Annotated in this window: 13 protein-coding genes; 9 read left to right on the forward strand and 4 right to left on the reverse strand. The window is 68.9% G+C overall.

The genetic code is table 11. From position 1 onward, the window contains the following. Positions 1–302: 302 nt before the first annotated feature. Entirely contained in the window at positions 303–692 is a 390-nt protein-coding gene (locus tag BZY54_RS12860; RefSeq protein ID WP_244217132.1) for a hypothetical protein, read from the reverse strand. Positions 693–1,034: 342 nt separating this feature from the next. On the opposite strand from BZY54_RS12860, the gene BZY54_RS12865 reads away from it, so the two are divergent. After that, positions 1,035–2,147, forward strand: a complete 1,113-nt coding sequence (locus tag BZY54_RS12865; protein ID WP_086725302.1) for an ABC transporter substrate-binding protein — start codon at positions 1,035–1,037, stop codon at positions 2,145–2,147. A 243-nt stretch (positions 2,148–2,390) separates the two neighbouring features. Here the strand turns inward: BZY54_RS12865 and BZY54_RS12875 are convergent, their stop codons facing one another. Then, positions 2,391–3,491 carry a nuclear transport factor 2 family protein gene (locus tag BZY54_RS12875; RefSeq protein WP_086725303.1) on the reverse strand — a complete coding sequence of 367 codons (1,101 nt, stop codon included), beginning with the start codon at positions 3,489–3,491 and terminating at the stop codon, positions 2,391–2,393. Between the two features lie 151 nt (positions 3,492–3,642). Between BZY54_RS12875 and sigJ the strand changes: the two genes are divergently transcribed. Further along, positions 3,643–4,584 carry an RNA polymerase sigma factor SigJ gene (sigJ, locus tag BZY54_RS12880; RefSeq protein ID WP_086725304.1) on the forward strand — a complete coding sequence of 314 codons (942 nt, stop codon included), beginning with the start codon at positions 3,643–3,645 and terminating at the stop codon, positions 4,582–4,584. Between the two features lie 585 nt (positions 4,585–5,169). On the opposite strand, the gene BZY54_RS12885 is transcribed toward sigJ, so the two are convergent. Beyond that, positions 5,170–5,610, reverse strand: a complete 441-nt coding sequence (locus BZY54_RS12885) for an Lrp/AsnC family transcriptional regulator (RefSeq protein ID WP_208640640.1) — start codon at positions 5,608–5,610, stop codon at positions 5,170–5,172. A gap of 80 nt (positions 5,611–5,690) precedes the next feature. Here BZY54_RS12885 and BZY54_RS12890 point away from each other — a divergent pair, with 80 nt between their 5' ends. From BZY54_RS12890 to BZY54_RS12900, 3 genes are all read left to right on the forward strand, one after another. After that, the gene (locus BZY54_RS12890) at positions 5,691–6,440 is read left to right on the forward strand and encodes an AzlC family ABC transporter permease (protein WP_086725306.1); all 750 of its coding nucleotides are present in this window, start codon (positions 5,691–5,693) and stop codon (positions 6,438–6,440) included. After that, positions 6,433–6,762 (forward strand): branched-chain amino acid transporter permease, encoded by a 330-nt coding sequence (locus BZY54_RS12895; protein WP_086725307.1) that lies wholly within the window; start codon positions 6,433–6,435, stop codon positions 6,760–6,762. Before BZY54_RS12890 ends, BZY54_RS12895 begins: the two co-directional genes overlap by 8 nt. A gap of 235 nt (positions 6,763–6,997) precedes the next feature. Further along, on the forward strand, positions 6,998–9,406 hold the full coding sequence (locus tag BZY54_RS12900) for a glycoside hydrolase family 84 protein (RefSeq protein WP_425276273.1): 2,409 nt from the start codon (positions 6,998–7,000) through the stop codon (positions 9,404–9,406). 72 nt (positions 9,407–9,478) lie between these two features. Here the strand turns inward: BZY54_RS12900 and BZY54_RS12905 are convergent, their stop codons facing one another. Next, positions 9,479–10,636: an ROK family transcriptional regulator gene (locus BZY54_RS12905; RefSeq protein WP_158103855.1), complete on the reverse strand. Its 1,158-nt coding sequence runs from the start codon at positions 10,634–10,636 to the stop codon at positions 9,479–9,481. Positions 10,637–10,922: 286 nt separating this feature from the next. Here BZY54_RS12905 and BZY54_RS12910 point away from each other — a divergent pair, with 286 nt between their 5' ends. The 4 genes from BZY54_RS12910 to BZY54_RS12925 are packed head-to-tail and all read left to right on the forward strand — an operon-like array spanning position 10,923 to position 15,291. Next, positions 10,923–12,068, forward strand: a complete 1,146-nt coding sequence (locus tag BZY54_RS12910; RefSeq protein WP_158103856.1) for an ABC transporter substrate-binding protein — start codon at positions 10,923–10,925, stop codon at positions 12,066–12,068. Between the two features lie 3 nt (positions 12,069–12,071). After that, positions 12,072–13,025 (forward strand): carbohydrate ABC transporter permease, encoded by a 954-nt coding sequence (locus tag BZY54_RS12915; protein ID WP_208640637.1) that lies wholly within the window; start codon positions 12,072–12,074, stop codon positions 13,023–13,025. Continuing rightward, positions 13,015–13,857: a carbohydrate ABC transporter permease gene (locus tag BZY54_RS12920; RefSeq protein ID WP_086725311.1), complete on the forward strand. Its 843-nt coding sequence runs from the start codon at positions 13,015–13,017 to the stop codon at positions 13,855–13,857. The genes BZY54_RS12915 and BZY54_RS12920 overlap by 11 nt, the downstream gene beginning before the upstream one ends. 45 nt (positions 13,858–13,902) lie before the next feature. Next, positions 13,903–15,291, forward strand: a complete 1,389-nt coding sequence (locus BZY54_RS12925; RefSeq protein WP_208640638.1) for an alpha-L-fucosidase — start codon at positions 13,903–13,905, stop codon at positions 15,289–15,291. The last annotated feature ends 14 nt before the right edge of the window (positions 15,292–15,305 follow it).

Raw genomic sequence — 15,305 nt, forward strand, 5'->3', positions numbered from 1 at the left:
GCCTCCGATCCTACGAATGACCAGACCGGACCCACGTCTTTAAGGTAGGACAGCCCTTGGGCGAGGCCACTGACAACGACCGCCCACAGCGGCCGTCTCGTTTTCCTGCCTCACTCAGCTCGGTTGGCAGACGTTCGACCGAGGCGCGGGGGCGATCGCAAACTGTTCGGGAGCTGCCCAAGAACCCAGTTGAACGGCTCGGTACTCTGCTCAAGTCCCTTGAGGACGGGGAGATCCTGAGCTCAGGGCTCGCGCAGTCAGCAAGTGCCATGCCGGACTGCGTGAGTCCGGCGCTCCGTGGATCAGACCAGCGCCGGTATGAAGCCACCGCGGGCGGTGCCCGAGGACAGCACGGCAGACCAGTCGAGTTCCTCGGGTATGTGGTCCAAAGACAGAACGACGGCTCCGCCGGCCTGCTCTGCGTCCGCGCACCAGTCGCCCATGCCGCTCGACGGCGTAGCTTCGTCGCCCCCGCCGACCACCGGCGCAGCGAGAGCGGGTACGACCAGTCCTTGGTCCCCAGGTCCGTCCACGACGCACAGGGTGAGCCGGGGGACGATGCTCCAGCCCTCACACAAGGGCACCGCCCCGTCCGGCGCGATCAGGAGCGGCAGGGCATCGTGGACGGGCGCGTCGGCCAGCAGAAGCACGGGTGTGGCACCACGAACGAACAGAGTGTTCTCAGGACTCATCAGCACGGGACCACTCTCGCAGGCTGGGGCATCGGGGCGGCAGGAGGGTGCCGAAAAGGGCAATGAGCGCGCGCGGGGTCGGAATCGTCGAACCAATGCCTGACAACCGTCACTGACATCGACTGCCTCGAACAGCGGCGCATCACCTGCGAAACCGGGGTCGACGCGCGGTGGCAAGGCGCCGAGGGCTCAGAGACCTGATCGACTCCTGGAGCGGGTGCCGCACCTTCGATCCCTGCCCGAAGCCGGTCATTCTCAGCTCGGTTACGCTCGGCATCACCCACGTTCACTAGGCGATCCGGGCCAACAGCCACCGAATCGCCACTCGGGAGACGCCACCACATGAATACGCCACCGTCGCCGACCGGAGCGGAGCGGGCTGACGAATCAGCCGTCCGGATCGGTGCTCTCGTTCCGCTGACTCGGCCAGGCTGGGTCGAGGCAGGCCGACACCTGCTCGCCGGAATGGAGCTGGCCGTTCGCGAAGTCAACGACGCCGGCGGGATCTCCGGAAGACCACTCGAGCTGGTGGTCCGAGACACCGCGGCTGATCCACAGAAGGCCGCCGCGGCCGTAGACGAATTGGCTCGCCTGGGCGTGGCCGCCTTGGCGGGGGAGTATCACAGCGTCGTCGCTCGCGCCGCTGCTGCCGGGGCCGACGCCCTCGGCCTGCCGTTCCTCTGCTCATCAGCGGTTCTCGACGCGCTCACCGAACAGCCGACGGATTGGGTCGCGCGCCTCGCTCCGGCGCAGTCACACGGCTGGCAGATCTACGCGGACTTCCTCCTCGGCGCGGGCCACAGTCGAATCGCCGTCGCAGCCGAGCCGAGTGTCTACTGGGCATCTGGCGCCCGCATTCTGCGGGACTACCTCGCTCCACGCGGCGGCACCATCATCGAGCTCGACATGCGCGCGCTCGCCCCCACCGCGGTGTGCGACGAACTCGTCGACCATGGCGCGACAGCCCTCCTTCTTCTGGTCGGCCACCCGGAGCCGGCGGTGCCGATCGTCAAGTCCGTCCGCCGCGACCAGCGCCTCACCGAGATCATGATCGGTGCTCCGGCCGGGCAACCGGAGTTCGCCGAATGGGCGAGGTTGCTGGGTGGCGACGGCGCCGCGATCCCGTTCCTGCGCTATCTGCCCGAGCGCCTCAGCCCACTGGGTGCACGAGTCGAGACGGCCCTTTGCGAGCGGCTGGCCGATGCGCCCTCGTTCGTCGCCTTCGAGGGCTACGACACGGTCGCCGTCCTCGCCGAATTGCTGCGTTCTCACGGCGCGGACCGGGCGCGCACTGCCGAATCCTGGCCGCGCGTCGCAGTCGAAGGCACCCGTGGGCGGATCCGGTTCTCCCGCACGCCAGGCATCAGCGTTTGGCAATGGGCCTGGGCGCCGGTCCAGGTCGTCGATCGAGATCCGGTCGAACCGGAGCGCTTTCGGATCCTCCACGCCGGCTGAGAGAGCACGGAGCTCCGACCGCGCAGACCTGTAAGAAGGCTCGCACGGCGGACGCGAGTACAGCTTCGACCAGGAGCTGTACAAGGGCCGACATGCAGTGGAACGCGGAATCGACCGCCTCGAGCGACACAGTGCCGTCGCGACCCGGTACGACAAGCTCGCAGTCCGCTACGAAGCCGCCGTCCGGACCGCCGCCGTCAATGACTGACTCTGAGCCCATGAGCCAAGGGACCCTGGGCCGGGTCAGTATCCGATGGCCTCACGGAGGAGCAGCACGGTGCCGCGCCCCGGGCGGGGTTCCGCGTTGAGAATGAGCAGGCGGTTGACGGCGCTGGGCATCCCGTACACCGCCTGGGCCCGGGCGTTCTCCAGCGGAAGGGCGTGCTCCTCGACGCGGCGCAGCGCTGTGCTCAGGTCAGGCACCACCTTCTGCGCGCCGACGATCCACACCGCGTGGGCGGCGCCGCCCGCGTTGGCAGGGAGTTGGCTGCCGCTGCCCGACGCAAGAACGAGCGAACCGGTCTCGGTGACCGCGGCGACGCTGTTGACGACGAATTCGGGGCCGGCGACCAGCCTTCGGATCTCGTCGGCGCCGGTGGTCCGGTCGATGCCCAGGACGCGCGGCCTGATGGCGTCGTACCGGCCGCCGGAGTTGATGTCCTCGTCGATGCCGGACAGCCGGAGGGTTTCGCTGGCTCCGGTGAGCACGGCGGCGCCCTCGGGGACCAGGTCCTTGACGCGGGCGCGCGCGGCCGCGGCGTCGTCGAGGATCTCGGCGGCGAAGCCGTTGGCACGCAGTGCGGTGGCCACCCGCTCCAGTCGTTCGGCCGATGCCGGGGCGGCGAAGGACGCGGCCGGAGCCGGGGTGGCCGTGGTGTCTGCCGGGTCGGTCCCGGAGCCCTGCGCCGTGTGGGGCGCCGCGCCCGCCAGCGGGGAGGTGTCGAGGTACCTGACCTCGTACACACGCTCGGCGAACTTCCAGCCCTCCGCGGTGCGCTGGTAGCGGTCGTGGTAGACGGCGTAGTTCAGACCCTGGCGTCCGTCGAGGGTTCGCACGAGTTCTTGGATGTAGGCGCGGCCGGTGGCGGTGTCGCCGTCGAGCAGGATCGTGCCGGGGTGTGTGGTCTGTACGAAGAAGTCCCACTGGCTCTGCAGTCGCTCGCCCCCGGCACGGATCTCCTCGCGGCCGATGTGCTCGGCGGGGATGTTGGGCATGCGCAGGGCACCGTCCGGTGTGAACAGCGAGGCCAGGCGGGGCCGGTCGCGCATCATCGCCGCGTCGGTGAACTCGCCGCGCAGTGCCTCGATCTCGACGCGGTCCGCGATGGCCTGGAAGTCGTTCATCGAAAGTCTCCTCTGCGTCTTGTCGTCGTCTTCACCGGTACGACAACGCAGCCGTTGGGAATGTGAGGCGGCGCGTCGGCCTCACAGTCAGGTGCGCTGTCTTGTCGTAACGGGTAGAGCCACGGAAGCGAGCGAGGGAGACGGCCAGACCATGACCACCAGAGCGGAGCCCGGCGATGATCAGAGCGATCCGGGCCTCAGCGCGATCATGAGCGAGCGGCGCCGGCTGATCAACCTCGCCTATCGACTCCTCGGGTCCCTTGCCGACGCCGAGGACGTCGTGCAGGAGACCTACGCCCGCTGGTACGCCATGTCCGCAGGGGAGCAGCAGGCCATCGAGTCGCCCGGCGCCTGGCTGGTGACGGTCGCCAGCCGCATCTGCCTGAACCTGCTCGGCTCGGCGCGGGTCAGGCGGGAGTCGTACGTGGGCGACTGGATCCCGGAACCGCTGCCCGAGCCCGCGGAGTGGGTCACCGGGCGCTCCGGCGTCGGCGGGATCGACCTTGCCGATCGGGTCACCCTGGACGAGTCGGTGACGATGGCCTTCCTGGTCGTCCTCGATTCGATGACCCCGGCCGAGCGAGTCGCGTTCGTCCTGCACGACGTCTTCCGCTACCCCTTCGGCGAGGTCGCCGAGATCGTCGGCCGCACTCCGGCGGCGTGCCGCCAGCTGGCCTCGTCGGCCCGTCGCCGCATCCGCACCGCGCAGAGCCCGGCGGCGGGCCCGAGTGGCGGGCAGGCGGGCATCGTCAGGCAGTTCAAAACGGCCTGGGAGGCCAAGGACATCGACGCCCTGATCGGCCTGCTCGATCCCGAAGCTACCGCGACCGCGGACGGCGGCGGGCTGGCCGTCACACACCTGGAGCCGATCGTGGGCGGTGAGCAGATCGCACGTGCCTACGCCGAGATCGCGCGTGTGTCGGGCGACCGCACGACGTTCCTGGAGTGCACGGTCAACGGCGTGCCCGGTCTGGTGGCGCGGCAGGACGGCGACATCGCGACCGTGTTCGCGTTCGAGATCGCGGGCGACCGGATCAGGCATATCTGGGCGGTGCGAAACCCCGAGAAGCTCCGTCCCTGGCGGATCAGCTGAGGAGCGATCCGGAACACAGCGGCGATCGGATCGTGACCAGCACCGACCCGCATCGGCGCCACGTCTCGAAGCCGCCCTGGCGATGCGATACGGACCATCCCATGTGCGGCAGACGGGACGGGGGGCGCCCGTGCGCAGGCGCGGCCACCCTCAGAGTGCACATCCTCGGTGTGTCGTCGATCGCTCATTGGCTGATGAACGATCGTTGAAGCGGGGCGTCGGCCGCCGATAGAGTGCCATGCAGTCGGCCCGCTACGACCGCAGCCGGACCGCCCCGATTCACCCCGGCTGAGCGCCTGTTCTTGAACGGCCTGGACGGTAGTGGATCAACTGCCGACGTCGAGGCCGCCTGGTGATCGGTGTCCATGCGGTACCAGGCTCCGCAGAATCGGTCCCTGCCGGCGCACGATGCTGGATTTGTCACCCGACGGCGACGCACCGGGCACCTGACTGAGAGGGAAGAAGAGGTCTTTCGCCGCGTCCGGCAGCGGATCGAGGAGCGCGGTGAGGGTCCGTCGGCATGGCAAGACACGCCTCCCAGATGCGAACTGGGTCCTGTCCGGGCCGACGCCGCTTCATGTCGCCCTACTCGTTGTTCTTGATCTCCTTCATCGTCAGGTGGGATTCGAGGCGCCGGACGGCAGGCAGGCCGCTGAGCTTGCCGGTCAGGAAGGCCTCGTAGGCGGCATGGTCGGCGACCGCCACGCGGATGAAGTAGTCGGGGCGCCCGTACATGCGGCGAAACTCGACGACCTCCTCGTAGGAGGCCACGGTGTCCTCGAACTCCTCGAAGCTCCTGCGGTCCTGGGCGTAGATCTCAACGTCGATCAGGACGTCCAGTCCGCGGCCCAGGGCCTCGCGGGAGATGACGGCCCGGTAGCCGGTGATGACGCCGGCCTCCTCCAGCCGCTTGACGCGGCGCAGGCAGGGCGGCGGAGTCAGGCCGACCCGCTTGGCCAGCTCGACGTTGGTCAGCCGCCCGTCCTGACGCAGATGAAACAAAATTTCCCGGTCGAGCGTATCCATGCTGAATTCATTGCTCACAAGAACAGCATAGAGCCATAGTCGGTAACCATATGAGGCGGGTTTCTTCCTAAAATTTCGCCATGGGTACACCTCCTCTCGCCACCGGTGGCCGGCCTCGGCCCGCGCCCGCGGCTCGGTCCGCGGCACCGTCCGAGGCGCGTTTGGCCTTCAAGGACTCCGCCGGTGTAGGCCTGGGATTCCTTCCGCTCGGGCTCGCCTTCGGGGCGCTCGTGACGCAGTCGGGGCTGCCCTGGTGGTGGGCGGCGCTGTCCGCGGCGGTCGTCTTCGGTGGATCGTTCGAGTTCCTGCTGATCGGCATGGTCGTCGCCGCGGTCCCGCTCGCGGCGATCGCGTTGTCGGCGTTCATGGTGAACGTCCGGCATGTCTTCTACGCGCTGTCCTTCCCTCTGGACCGCGTGATCGGCCGCCTCGGCAAGGCGTACAGCACCTTCGCGATGTGTGACGAGGCGTACGCGCTGACCACCGGTGAGGGGGCCCGTTCCTGGTCCGGTCGGCGCATCCTGTGGCTGCAGTTGTTGCTGCACGTGTACTGGGCGGGCAGCTCGACCGTGGGGGCCCTGCTCGGTTCCCGCATCCTTGCCAGTGTCACCGGGCTGGACTTCGCCCTCACCGCCCTGTTCACCGTCCTCGCCCTCGATGCGGTCCGGGATCTGCGCGGCGACCTGCCCACCCCCGCACTGGCACTGCTCAGCGCCCTGGCCGCCCGGCTCCTCTTCCCGGGCCAGATGCTCCCGGCCGCCTTCACTCTGTTCACCACCGCCCTCCTGGCCCGCCACCTCACAAGCCGCAGGAAGTCGAGCCATGCCTGACACGCACTACGCCGTCGCCGCCGTTCTCGTCGCCGCCGCCGTCACCTGGGGTCTGCGCGTGCTGCCCTTCGCCGCCCTCACGCCCCTGCGCTCCAGCAGAACCGTCCAGTACCTCAGCACCCGCATGCCCGCCGGTGTCATGGTGATCCTCCTCGCCTACTGCCTGCGCGACCTCCCCCTCACCCACACGCGCGCGCTGGCCCCGATGGCCGCCCTGGCCGTCACCGTCGGGCTGCACCTGTGGCGCCGCAATGCGCTGTTGAGCATCCTCGGCGGCACCGCCGTCCATGTGGTCCTGGCCAGCACCGTCTTCACTCGCTGAGCCCGCCCGGCATGAAGCCCGGTGCTGCCGCTCCTGCTGAGCATCGAGCACGGCACAACGTCAGCTCCGCCCGGAGCAGTGAACAACACGGCCCAGCCCGACAGTTCCAACCTATTGACAGTGAACGGAGCTTCCCCAGTAGCCTTTATGGGCCGAAGTGGTCTAGACCACCTGCCTGGAGGGCTTTGTGACAAGACGTGGAATCGCCGTCGGAGCGTTCGCGATGGCCGGCTGGATGGCACTCGGAGTTCTTCCGCCCGGCGCCGGCGCCCAGGCCGCCCAACGTACGGATGCGCGTACCGCCGCCTCGGCGGGCGCCCGCCCGCTGCCGCCGGTCTCCCCGACGCCGCAGTCCATATCCCGCTCGGGCGAGGACGCGACCGTCACCGGCCGGGTGCTGCTGGTCGTGGACGAACACACGGACGCGGCAGCCCGCGACCGTGTGGTCCGCGAGCTCGAGCAGCACGGTGCCGAGCGCGTTGACAACGTTTCCCCGAACGACGTATCACGAGCGACGGCGGGTCTGCTCACTGTCCGACTGGGACCCGCCGATCGCCCGGACATCGCGGACGCGTTGGGCGACACCGCCGTGCCGAACCGCGCGGAGGGCTACGCGCTGCGGGTCTCGGGGACGAAGCCGCAGCCGGAGATCGCACTCGGGGGTACGGACGCCGCGGGCCAGTTCTACGCCGTACAGACCCTGCGCCAGCTCTTCCAGCGCGCGGACGACGGCTGGAAGGTGGCGGGCGCTCAGGTCAGCGACTACCCGTCGATGCCGCTGCGGGGCGCCATCGAGGGCTTCTACGGCCCGCCGTGGACGACGGCCGAACGACTGGATCACATGGACTTCCTCGGCGACATGAAGTCCAACACCTACGTCTACGCACCGAAGGACGATCCCTACCACCGGGACAAGTGGCGCGAGCCCTACCCGCCGGCCAAGCTGGCCGAGCTGCGTGAGCTGATCGACCGCGCCCGGGCCGACCACGTGCGCTTCACCTTCGCCGTCTCACCCGGCGCCTCCATCTGCTATTCCGACCCCGCCGACACCAAGGCGCTCACCGACAAGATGCAGGCCATGTACGACGCGGGCGTTCGGTCGTTCTCGATCCCGCTGGACGACATCAGCTACACCCGCTGGAACTGTTCCGCTGACGCGGAGAAGTTCGGCGCGCCGGGCCGCGGCGCGGCGGCCCGCGCCCAGGTGAGCCTGCTGAACACCGTGCAGCGCGAGTTCATCGCCAAGCGCCCCGGGACCAACCCGCTGCAGATGGTGCCCACTGAGTACGGCGACCTGACCGACACCGCGTACAAGCAGACGATCCGTGCCACGCTCGACCCCGCGGTGCAGGTGATGTGGACCGGGACGGACGTGGTGCCGCCGGAGATCACCAACGCCCAGGCGTCCAAGGCCGCCGAACTGTTCGGCCGGAAGGTCTTCGTGTGGGACAACTACCCGGTCAACGACTTCGCCCGAACCGCCGGGCGACTGCTGCTGGCGCCGTACGACAAGCGTGAGCCCGGTCTGTCGGACCACCTCAGCGGCATCGTCTCCAACCCGATGAACCAGGAGGCCGCCAGCAAGCTCGCCGTCTTCACGATGTCGGACTTCTCGTGGAACGACCGGGGCTACGACCGGGACCGTTCCGGTCGTCAGGCGGCCCTGTATCTTGCCGCGGGGGACAGCCGTACCGCGGACGCGGTGCAGGTGTTCGTCGACCTCAACCACATGGCTCCGACTTTCGGTTCGCAGCCGTGGCAGCCCCAGGCACCGGTGTTCGGCGCCGAGGTGGAACGCTTCTGGCAGGAGTACGCAGGCGACGCGGGGCGGGCGATAAGCGAGTTCCGCCCGTCCGTGCGCACTGTCACGCAGGCCCCGGCCGTCATCCGGGACGGTGTGCCCGACAAGCTGTTCCTCTCCGACGCCTCCCGCTGGCTGGACGCCACACAGCTGTGGGGGCGGTCGATGGAGCACGGACTGAACACCCTTGCCGCAATCGACGCCCACAACGCGAGCGAGGCGGCACAGGAGCGCAAGTCCATGGACTCCCTTGCCGCCGCCGCGTCGCAGATCATGGTCGATCCGGCGGAGCAGGGCCAGCACGGCCAGGTGAGGATCGGCGATCCGTTCATCGAGGACTTCGTCTCGCGCGTGGACAACCTCCACGACGAGTCGATGGGACTGCCGCCCCTGCGTGAGCTCGCCCGCGGAAAGACCGCGACCCAGGTCTCCGACTACGACTGGGGCGGGGCCTTCCCCTTCAGTGCCGACAAGTCCGTGGACGGTGACCTGTCCGACTTCTCCACCACCAGCGGCGGCGAGGCGCAGCCGTGGTGGCAGGTCGACCTCGGATCGAGTGCGGACCTCGAAAAGATCAAGATCTACAACCGGACGGACTGCTGCGCGGAGCGGACGAAGGACTACTACGTCCTGGTGTCCGACCAGCCCTTCTCGGGGACGCTCGCGGACCAGCTCGGCAAGCCGGGCGTCTGGAGCCACCACGAGACGGACCAGGCCGCAAGCCCCACCACGATCGCGACCACGGCCAGGGGCCGGTATGTGCGGGTGTGGCTGGCCGCCACGACCCCCGTCGAGCTCAACATGGCGGAGGTCCAGGTCTACGGCCGTGTGAAGGAGGGATGACCGCGTCATCCACGTAGGCGTCCGGTGAGGTGAGGCCGTGCCAGGCCCGTACGGCGCGCGGCGTCGTACGGGCTAGGCTCTGGTGATCGCTCCGCTGCGGGCGAGCAGCAGGCAGGCCGCACCCCGCGCGTGCTCCGTGTCCCGCCAGGGCGCCACGGCGATCTCCAGGTCCCGCAGCGGCTCGATCGCCCCGGCGACGGCCGCGGCGGTGAAGGCCGGGCCGAGGTGGGGCCACAGCACGAGGCTCTCGCCGATCACCTTGACCGCCTTGACCGCGAGGACGTTGACCACGCCGGCGACGCTGCGCCCGAGTAGCTCGCCGGCCTCGTCCAGGACGGCGAGAACCGCTCGCTCACCACGTTCGGCGGCGTCGACCAGTTCGGAGAGCCCGTCCCCGGGTCCGAGCTCGACGCCGGCGCGGCGGGCCCGTTCCAGGAGCGCCGTCTGCCCGACGAGGGACTGCAGACAGCCGCGGTTGCCGCAGTTGCATCGCGGCCCGTTCCGATCGACCGGCATGTGGCCGAACTCGCCCGAGAGTCCGTCCGCGCCGCGCTGGACGCGTCGCTCCAGCACGACTCCCATGCCGAGTCCGTCACCGATGCCGAGGACGAGGAAGTCATCGTGATCACGGCCCATGCCGAACAGCAGCTCGGCCGTCGTGCTGGAGCGAAGGTCGTTGTCGACGAGAATCGGCACGGGCAGGGCCCGGCCGAGCTCCGCGGCCAGCGGCAGATCGTGCCAGTCCATGATCGCGGAGAGCCGTACGACGCCGGTCATCGGATCGACCATGCCGGGGACCGCGATGCCGACTCCGCGGATGGGCGTCGTGTTCCGTCGCGCCTCGATCTCCTCCCGCAGCACCTGGGTGAGCAGCGGAACGGGTGACTCTGCCACACGCAGGGGGAGACGGAACTCGTCGGTGATCTGGCCGTCGAGCCCGACCACGACGCCGGCCAGATGGTCGATGGCCACGCGCAGCCCCAGGACGTGGGCGGCGGTGGGGACCAGTTGGAGCGGAACGCGGGGGCGGCCCTTGCCGGAGGAGACGTGGGGCTTCAGTTCGCGGATGAACCCTTCGCCGATGAGCCGCCGGGTGTGGTCGGTGACGGTCGCGGCCCCCACACGCAGCAGTTGCGCGATCTCCGCCCGGCTGAGCGGCCCGGCCGCCCCGAGCAGCGCCAGGATCTCGGTCTGGATCAGATCCCCAGGTGCCGGGCGTTGTGCCTCCACATCCTCCCCTTTCGCCGGTGAGCGCACCGAGTTGGAGCCCTTGACGCCCGATCTGCGCGCCTCTACCGTCCCATTTTACTCGGGCCCGAAAAAAATACTCCGTCACACCAATCTTCCCCTGCCGGGTGTCAATTGAGGAGGTCAAGCGATGCGCTTGCGTGCCGTGCAGTGGGCCAGTGTCGCAGCGGCGGCAGCACTCGTCGCACTCGCCGGATGTGGAGGCAACTCCGGCGCAGGATCGGGAGGATCGAAGAGGTCGGATGGATCCGTCAGCCTGAGCTGGCAGATGTGGGCCAGCGGAGCGGACGAGGAGAAGCAGCTGCAGCACCTCGCGTCGCTCGTCACCCAGAAGTACCCCGACATCAAGGTGGACCTGAAGACCGCCCCGTTCAAGGACTACTTCACCAAGCTGCAGACCCAGGCGGCGGGCGGCGACCAGCCGTGCATCGTGAGCATGCAGAGCCTGCGGCTGTCCGGCTTCGCCGACCTCATGGAACCGCTGGACGACCTCGAGGGCGCCACCGGCACGGACGGCTTCGAACCCGCCGCGCTCAAGGCCCTGCAGTGGGACGGTAAGCAGTACGCGCTGCCGATGGACCTCGCCAGCATGCTCATGTACTACAACAAGGACGCGTTCGCGAAGGCCGGCCTCGCCGAGCCGAAGACAGGCTGGACCGTCGCGGACTTCGAGGACGCGGCGAAGTCGCTGACCAGGAACGGGAAGACGGGCTTCGCGCTCTCCTTCTCCGACCTCAACCTGCTGACCATGGCGCTGAGCTACAACGGCGCCCGCCCCGTCACCGCCGACGGCAAGGCGCAACTCGACGACCCCGCGATGGTCAAGGCCCTCACCTGGTACTCGGGCCTGGCCACCAAGGACAAGGCGGCCAGTGTCCCAGCCAGCTCCAGCGACGGCGGGTGGGCAGAGACCCAGTTCGTCAACGGCAACGCGATGATGGCCGTCGACGGCACCTGGAATCTCGGATCCACCTCCACCCAGGCGAAGTTCAAGGTCGGCGTGGCCCCGATCCCCGCCGGACCCGGCGGTTCGAAGACCTACGTCGCCAACTCCGGCTTCGGCATCTCCAAGAGCTGCGCCTACAAGAAGGAAGCGGCCAAGGCACTGTCCGTGCTCACCGGACCCGAGGCGGAGGACTACCTCGCCGGGCAGGGCCGCGTCTTCCCCGCCCGCACCGCGGCACAGCCCGCGTACGAGAAGTTCCTCACCCGGCAGACCGGCGGGAAGACCGAGACGGTCAAGGCCGGGATGAACGCCGTCCGCGACGGCCTCGCCGGCGGAGTGCCGTTCGTCGGAACCCGGAACTGGGACGAGGTCAACACCCTGTTCAGCCAGTATCTGCTCGAGGCCTACACGGGGTCGACGACCGCCGAAGCGGCGCTGACGACCATTCAGAAGAAGGCGGAACGCTGAACCGTGGCGACACGACCGATCGAGCACAGCACCCGGCCCGTGGCCCGCTTCGCCGCCCGGCCGCGCCGAGCCCGCCCCGGCGGACCCGGTCGCCGGGAACGCTGGTACGCCTACGGCTTCCTGTCCCCGGGGGTCCTCGGACTGACCGTCTTCACCCTGTTCCCGGTGGCGATGGCCGTCGTGATGAGCCTGTACCGCTGGCCCATCTTCGGCCAGCGGTCCTTCGTCGGACTCGACAACTTCCGATACCTGCTGCTGGAGGACCCCGGCTTCCTCGTCTCCGTCCGCAACACCTTCGTCTTCACCGCACTGTTCCTGCCGCTCAACGTCGTGCTCTCGCTTGCCCTGGCGTTCTGGATCTCCAACAGCCGCTGGCAGCAGGTGTTCCGGGTGCTCTTCTTCATTCCCGCGATCACACCGATGGTGGTCAACGCCGTGATCTGGAAGCTGCTCTACCAGCCCCAGGGCGTCATCGCCCACTACCTCGGCAGCTGGTTCGGCATCACCGCCCCGAACTTCCTCGCCGACTCCGGCACGGCGATGATCTCCGTGGTCGTCATGAGCGTCTGGCAGGGCATCGGCTACAACCTCATCGTGTTCTCGGCCGCCATCGACGAACTGCCGCGCTCCGTGCTCGAAGCGGCGGAGATCGACGGGGCCCGGGGCCTGAGGAAGTTCCTGCGCGTCCAGCTGCCGCTGATGTCACCCGCGGTCTTCTTCGTCACCACCATGACCATGATCACGTCGATGCAGGTGTTCACTCAGACCTACATCCTCACCAGGGGAGGACCGGGCGACTCCACGGTGACGATGGTGCAGAACGTCTACGAGAACGGCTTCGTCTCGCGCGACCTCGGCGTGGCCGCAGCGGGCGCGTGGCTCCTCTTCGCCGTCATCCTGCTGATCACTGCCGTGCAGTTCCTCGGCCAGAAACGGTGGGTGCACTATGAGCACTGACAAGATCCGCTGGACCCCGCGCAGTCTGGTCTCCCACACGCTGCTCGTAGTGGTGACGCTGCTGTTCCTGGCACCGGTCGTCTACGCCGTGGCCACCGCGCTCAAACCGCCAGGGGAGACCTTCGCCGACCCGACCTCGCTCATTGGCTCCCACCTTCGCTGGCAGAACTTCGCCGACGTCTTCGATTTTCTGCCGTTCCAGCGGTTCATCCTCAACGGACTGCTGGTGGCCGCCGTCGGCACGCTCGTCGTCCTCGCCGCCTCCTCACTGGGTGCCTACGCCTTCGCCCGGCTGAGGTGGCGCGGCAGGGACGGTCTCTTCCTGATGTTCCTCGCGACCCTGATGGTGCCGCAGGAAGTGCTGGTGGTCCCGATGTTCATCCTCATGCAGGAGTTCGGCTGGGTGAACAGCTACCAGGCGCTCATCTTCCCCTGGGCCTTCACCGCCTTCGGCACGTTCCTGCTGCGGCAGTTCTTCCGCGGAATCCCGTACGAGCTCCAGGAGGCCGCCACCCTCGACGGCTGCTCGCCCCTGCGCACCTTCCTCGCCGTCATGCTCCCGATCGCCCGTCCCGCGCTCAGCGTGCTCGCGGTCTTCACCTTCATCGGCTACTGGAACAGCTTCCTGTGGCCGCTCATCATCGTCAACGACGTCAGCGCGCTCGGCACGGTGCCGCTCGGCCTGGAGTTGTTCTTCGGGCAGAACGGCAGCCAGTGGCATTTGGTGATGGCCGCCTCCGTCATCTCCCTCATCCCGACCCTTCTGCTGCTCATCGCACTGCAGAAGCACCTGGTGAAGGGCATCGCCGCCACCGGTCTGGCCGGCCGCTGACACATCGCACCGCAACCCGGCCATGACGGCCGGGCGCGCCTCGCCGTGGCCACCAAGGAGAACCCCCTGCTGCGCTTCGACCAACGCACCGGTCCCGACCTCGGTGCACACACACCCGTCTACCCGTCCGCCCCCGTGCCGCGCTGGTACACCGACGCCAAGTTCGGCATCTTCATTCACTGGGGCATCTACTCGGTGCCCGCCTGGGGCACCCCTCGCGACCCCGAGGTCCACATCCCGGTCGAGCTGGAGTTCGTCCACCATCCGTATGCCGAGTGGTACGCCAACACCGTGCGCATCGCCGGATCGCCCACCCGCCGATTCCACGAGGAGAGGTACGGCGTGGGCACCTCGTACGAGGACCTGGCCGACCTCTGGACGGCCGAACGCTTCGATGCCGATGCGTGGATGTCCCTGTTCGCCGAATGCGGCGCACGCTACGTCGTGCCCACGGCCAAGCACCACGACGGCTTCTGCCTCTGGGACTCGGGCACCACCCCGTTCACCGCAGCACGCCGCGGGCCGCGCCGTGACCTGCTGGCCGAGCTGAGCGGCGCCGCACGCCGCCACGATCTGCGGCTGGGACTGTACTTCTCCGGCGCCCTCGACTGGCACGTCAGCGCGTTCCGGCCGATCCGCTCGCTGACGGACCTGTTCGAACTGCGCCGCAGCGACAGGGCCTTCGCCGACTACGCACACGCGCAGCTCGTGGAACTGGTCGAGCGGTTCCGGCCCGACTACCTGTGGAACGACATCGACTGGCCGGACGGCGGAAAGGGCAGCGGCGACCGCGACCTGGCCGCGCTGTTCGCCCGCTATCTGAAGCAGGTGCCCGACGGCCTGCTCAACGACCGCTGGGGTGTGCCGTACCACGGCGTGCGCACACGCGAGTACCTGACCGAGCAAGAGCCGTCCGAGCGGGTGTGGGAGGCATGCCGGGGACTCGGGCAGTCCTTCGGCCACAATGTGGTCGAGGACGACCGGCATCTCATCGGCGGTGCCGAGCTGGTCCATATGCTCGTCGACACCGTGGCCAAGAACGGCAATCTGCTGCTCAACGTGGGCCCGCGGGCCGACGGCTCGCTGCCCGAGAGCCAGGTGTCGCGGCTGCGCCGGCTGGGGGAGTGGCTGCGGGTCAACGGCGAAGCGGTCTACGGGACCCGGCCATGGCGCCGCCACACCGACGTGGCCGGTCATCCCGTCCGCTACACCACGCGCGAGGGGACCCTGTTCGTGGCGGACCTGGCACCGGGCGAGGGGCGGCTGACGCCGGCCCGAGATGTCGCCGAGCTCGCCGCCGGCCGCCCCGTGAGCTGGCTCACCGCGACCGGCCGTCGGGCAGCGGCGACGGACCCGGACGGCACGGTGGTCGTGCCGGACGAGCTGCGAGGGGCGCCCGCGGCGGTGCTCGCGATCGAAGGCGGCGCCGCATGACGGAGCGGCACCGG

The sequence above is a fragment of the Streptomyces carpinensis genome, from assembly GCF_002154505.1.
Lineage (GTDB): Bacteria > Actinomycetota > Actinomycetes > Streptomycetales > Streptomycetaceae > Streptomyces > Streptomyces carpinensis.

Excerpts from the sequence above, each read along its gene's own strand:
- BZY54_RS12860 (WP_244217132.1), bottom strand. The coding sequence starts at position 692 with ATGAGTCCTGAGAACACTCTGTTCGTTCGTGGTGCCACACCCGTGCTT.
- BZY54_RS12865 (WP_086725302.1), top strand. The coding sequence starts at position 1,035 with ATGAATACGCCACCGTCGCCGACCGGAGCGGAGCGGGCTGACGAATCA.
- BZY54_RS12875 (WP_086725303.1), bottom strand. The coding sequence starts at position 3,491 with ATGAACGACTTCCAGGCCATCGCGGACCGCGTCGAGATCGAGGCACTG.
- sigJ (WP_086725304.1), top strand. The coding sequence starts at position 3,643 with ATGACCACCAGAGCGGAGCCCGGCGATGATCAGAGCGATCCGGGCCTC.
- BZY54_RS12885 (WP_208640640.1), bottom strand. The coding sequence starts at position 5,610 with ATGGATACGCTCGACCGGGAAATTTTGTTTCATCTGCGTCAGGACGGG.
- BZY54_RS12890 (WP_086725306.1), top strand. The coding sequence starts at position 5,691 with ATGGGTACACCTCCTCTCGCCACCGGTGGCCGGCCTCGGCCCGCGCCC.
- BZY54_RS12895 (WP_086725307.1), top strand. The coding sequence starts at position 6,433 with ATGCCTGACACGCACTACGCCGTCGCCGCCGTTCTCGTCGCCGCCGCC.
- BZY54_RS12900 (WP_425276273.1), top strand. The coding sequence starts at position 6,998 with ATGGCACTCGGAGTTCTTCCGCCCGGCGCCGGCGCCCAGGCCGCCCAA.
- BZY54_RS12910 (WP_158103856.1), top strand. The coding sequence starts at position 10,923 with ATGTGGGCCAGCGGAGCGGACGAGGAGAAGCAGCTGCAGCACCTCGCG.
- BZY54_RS12920 (WP_086725311.1), top strand. The coding sequence starts at position 13,015 with ATGAGCACTGACAAGATCCGCTGGACCCCGCGCAGTCTGGTCTCCCAC.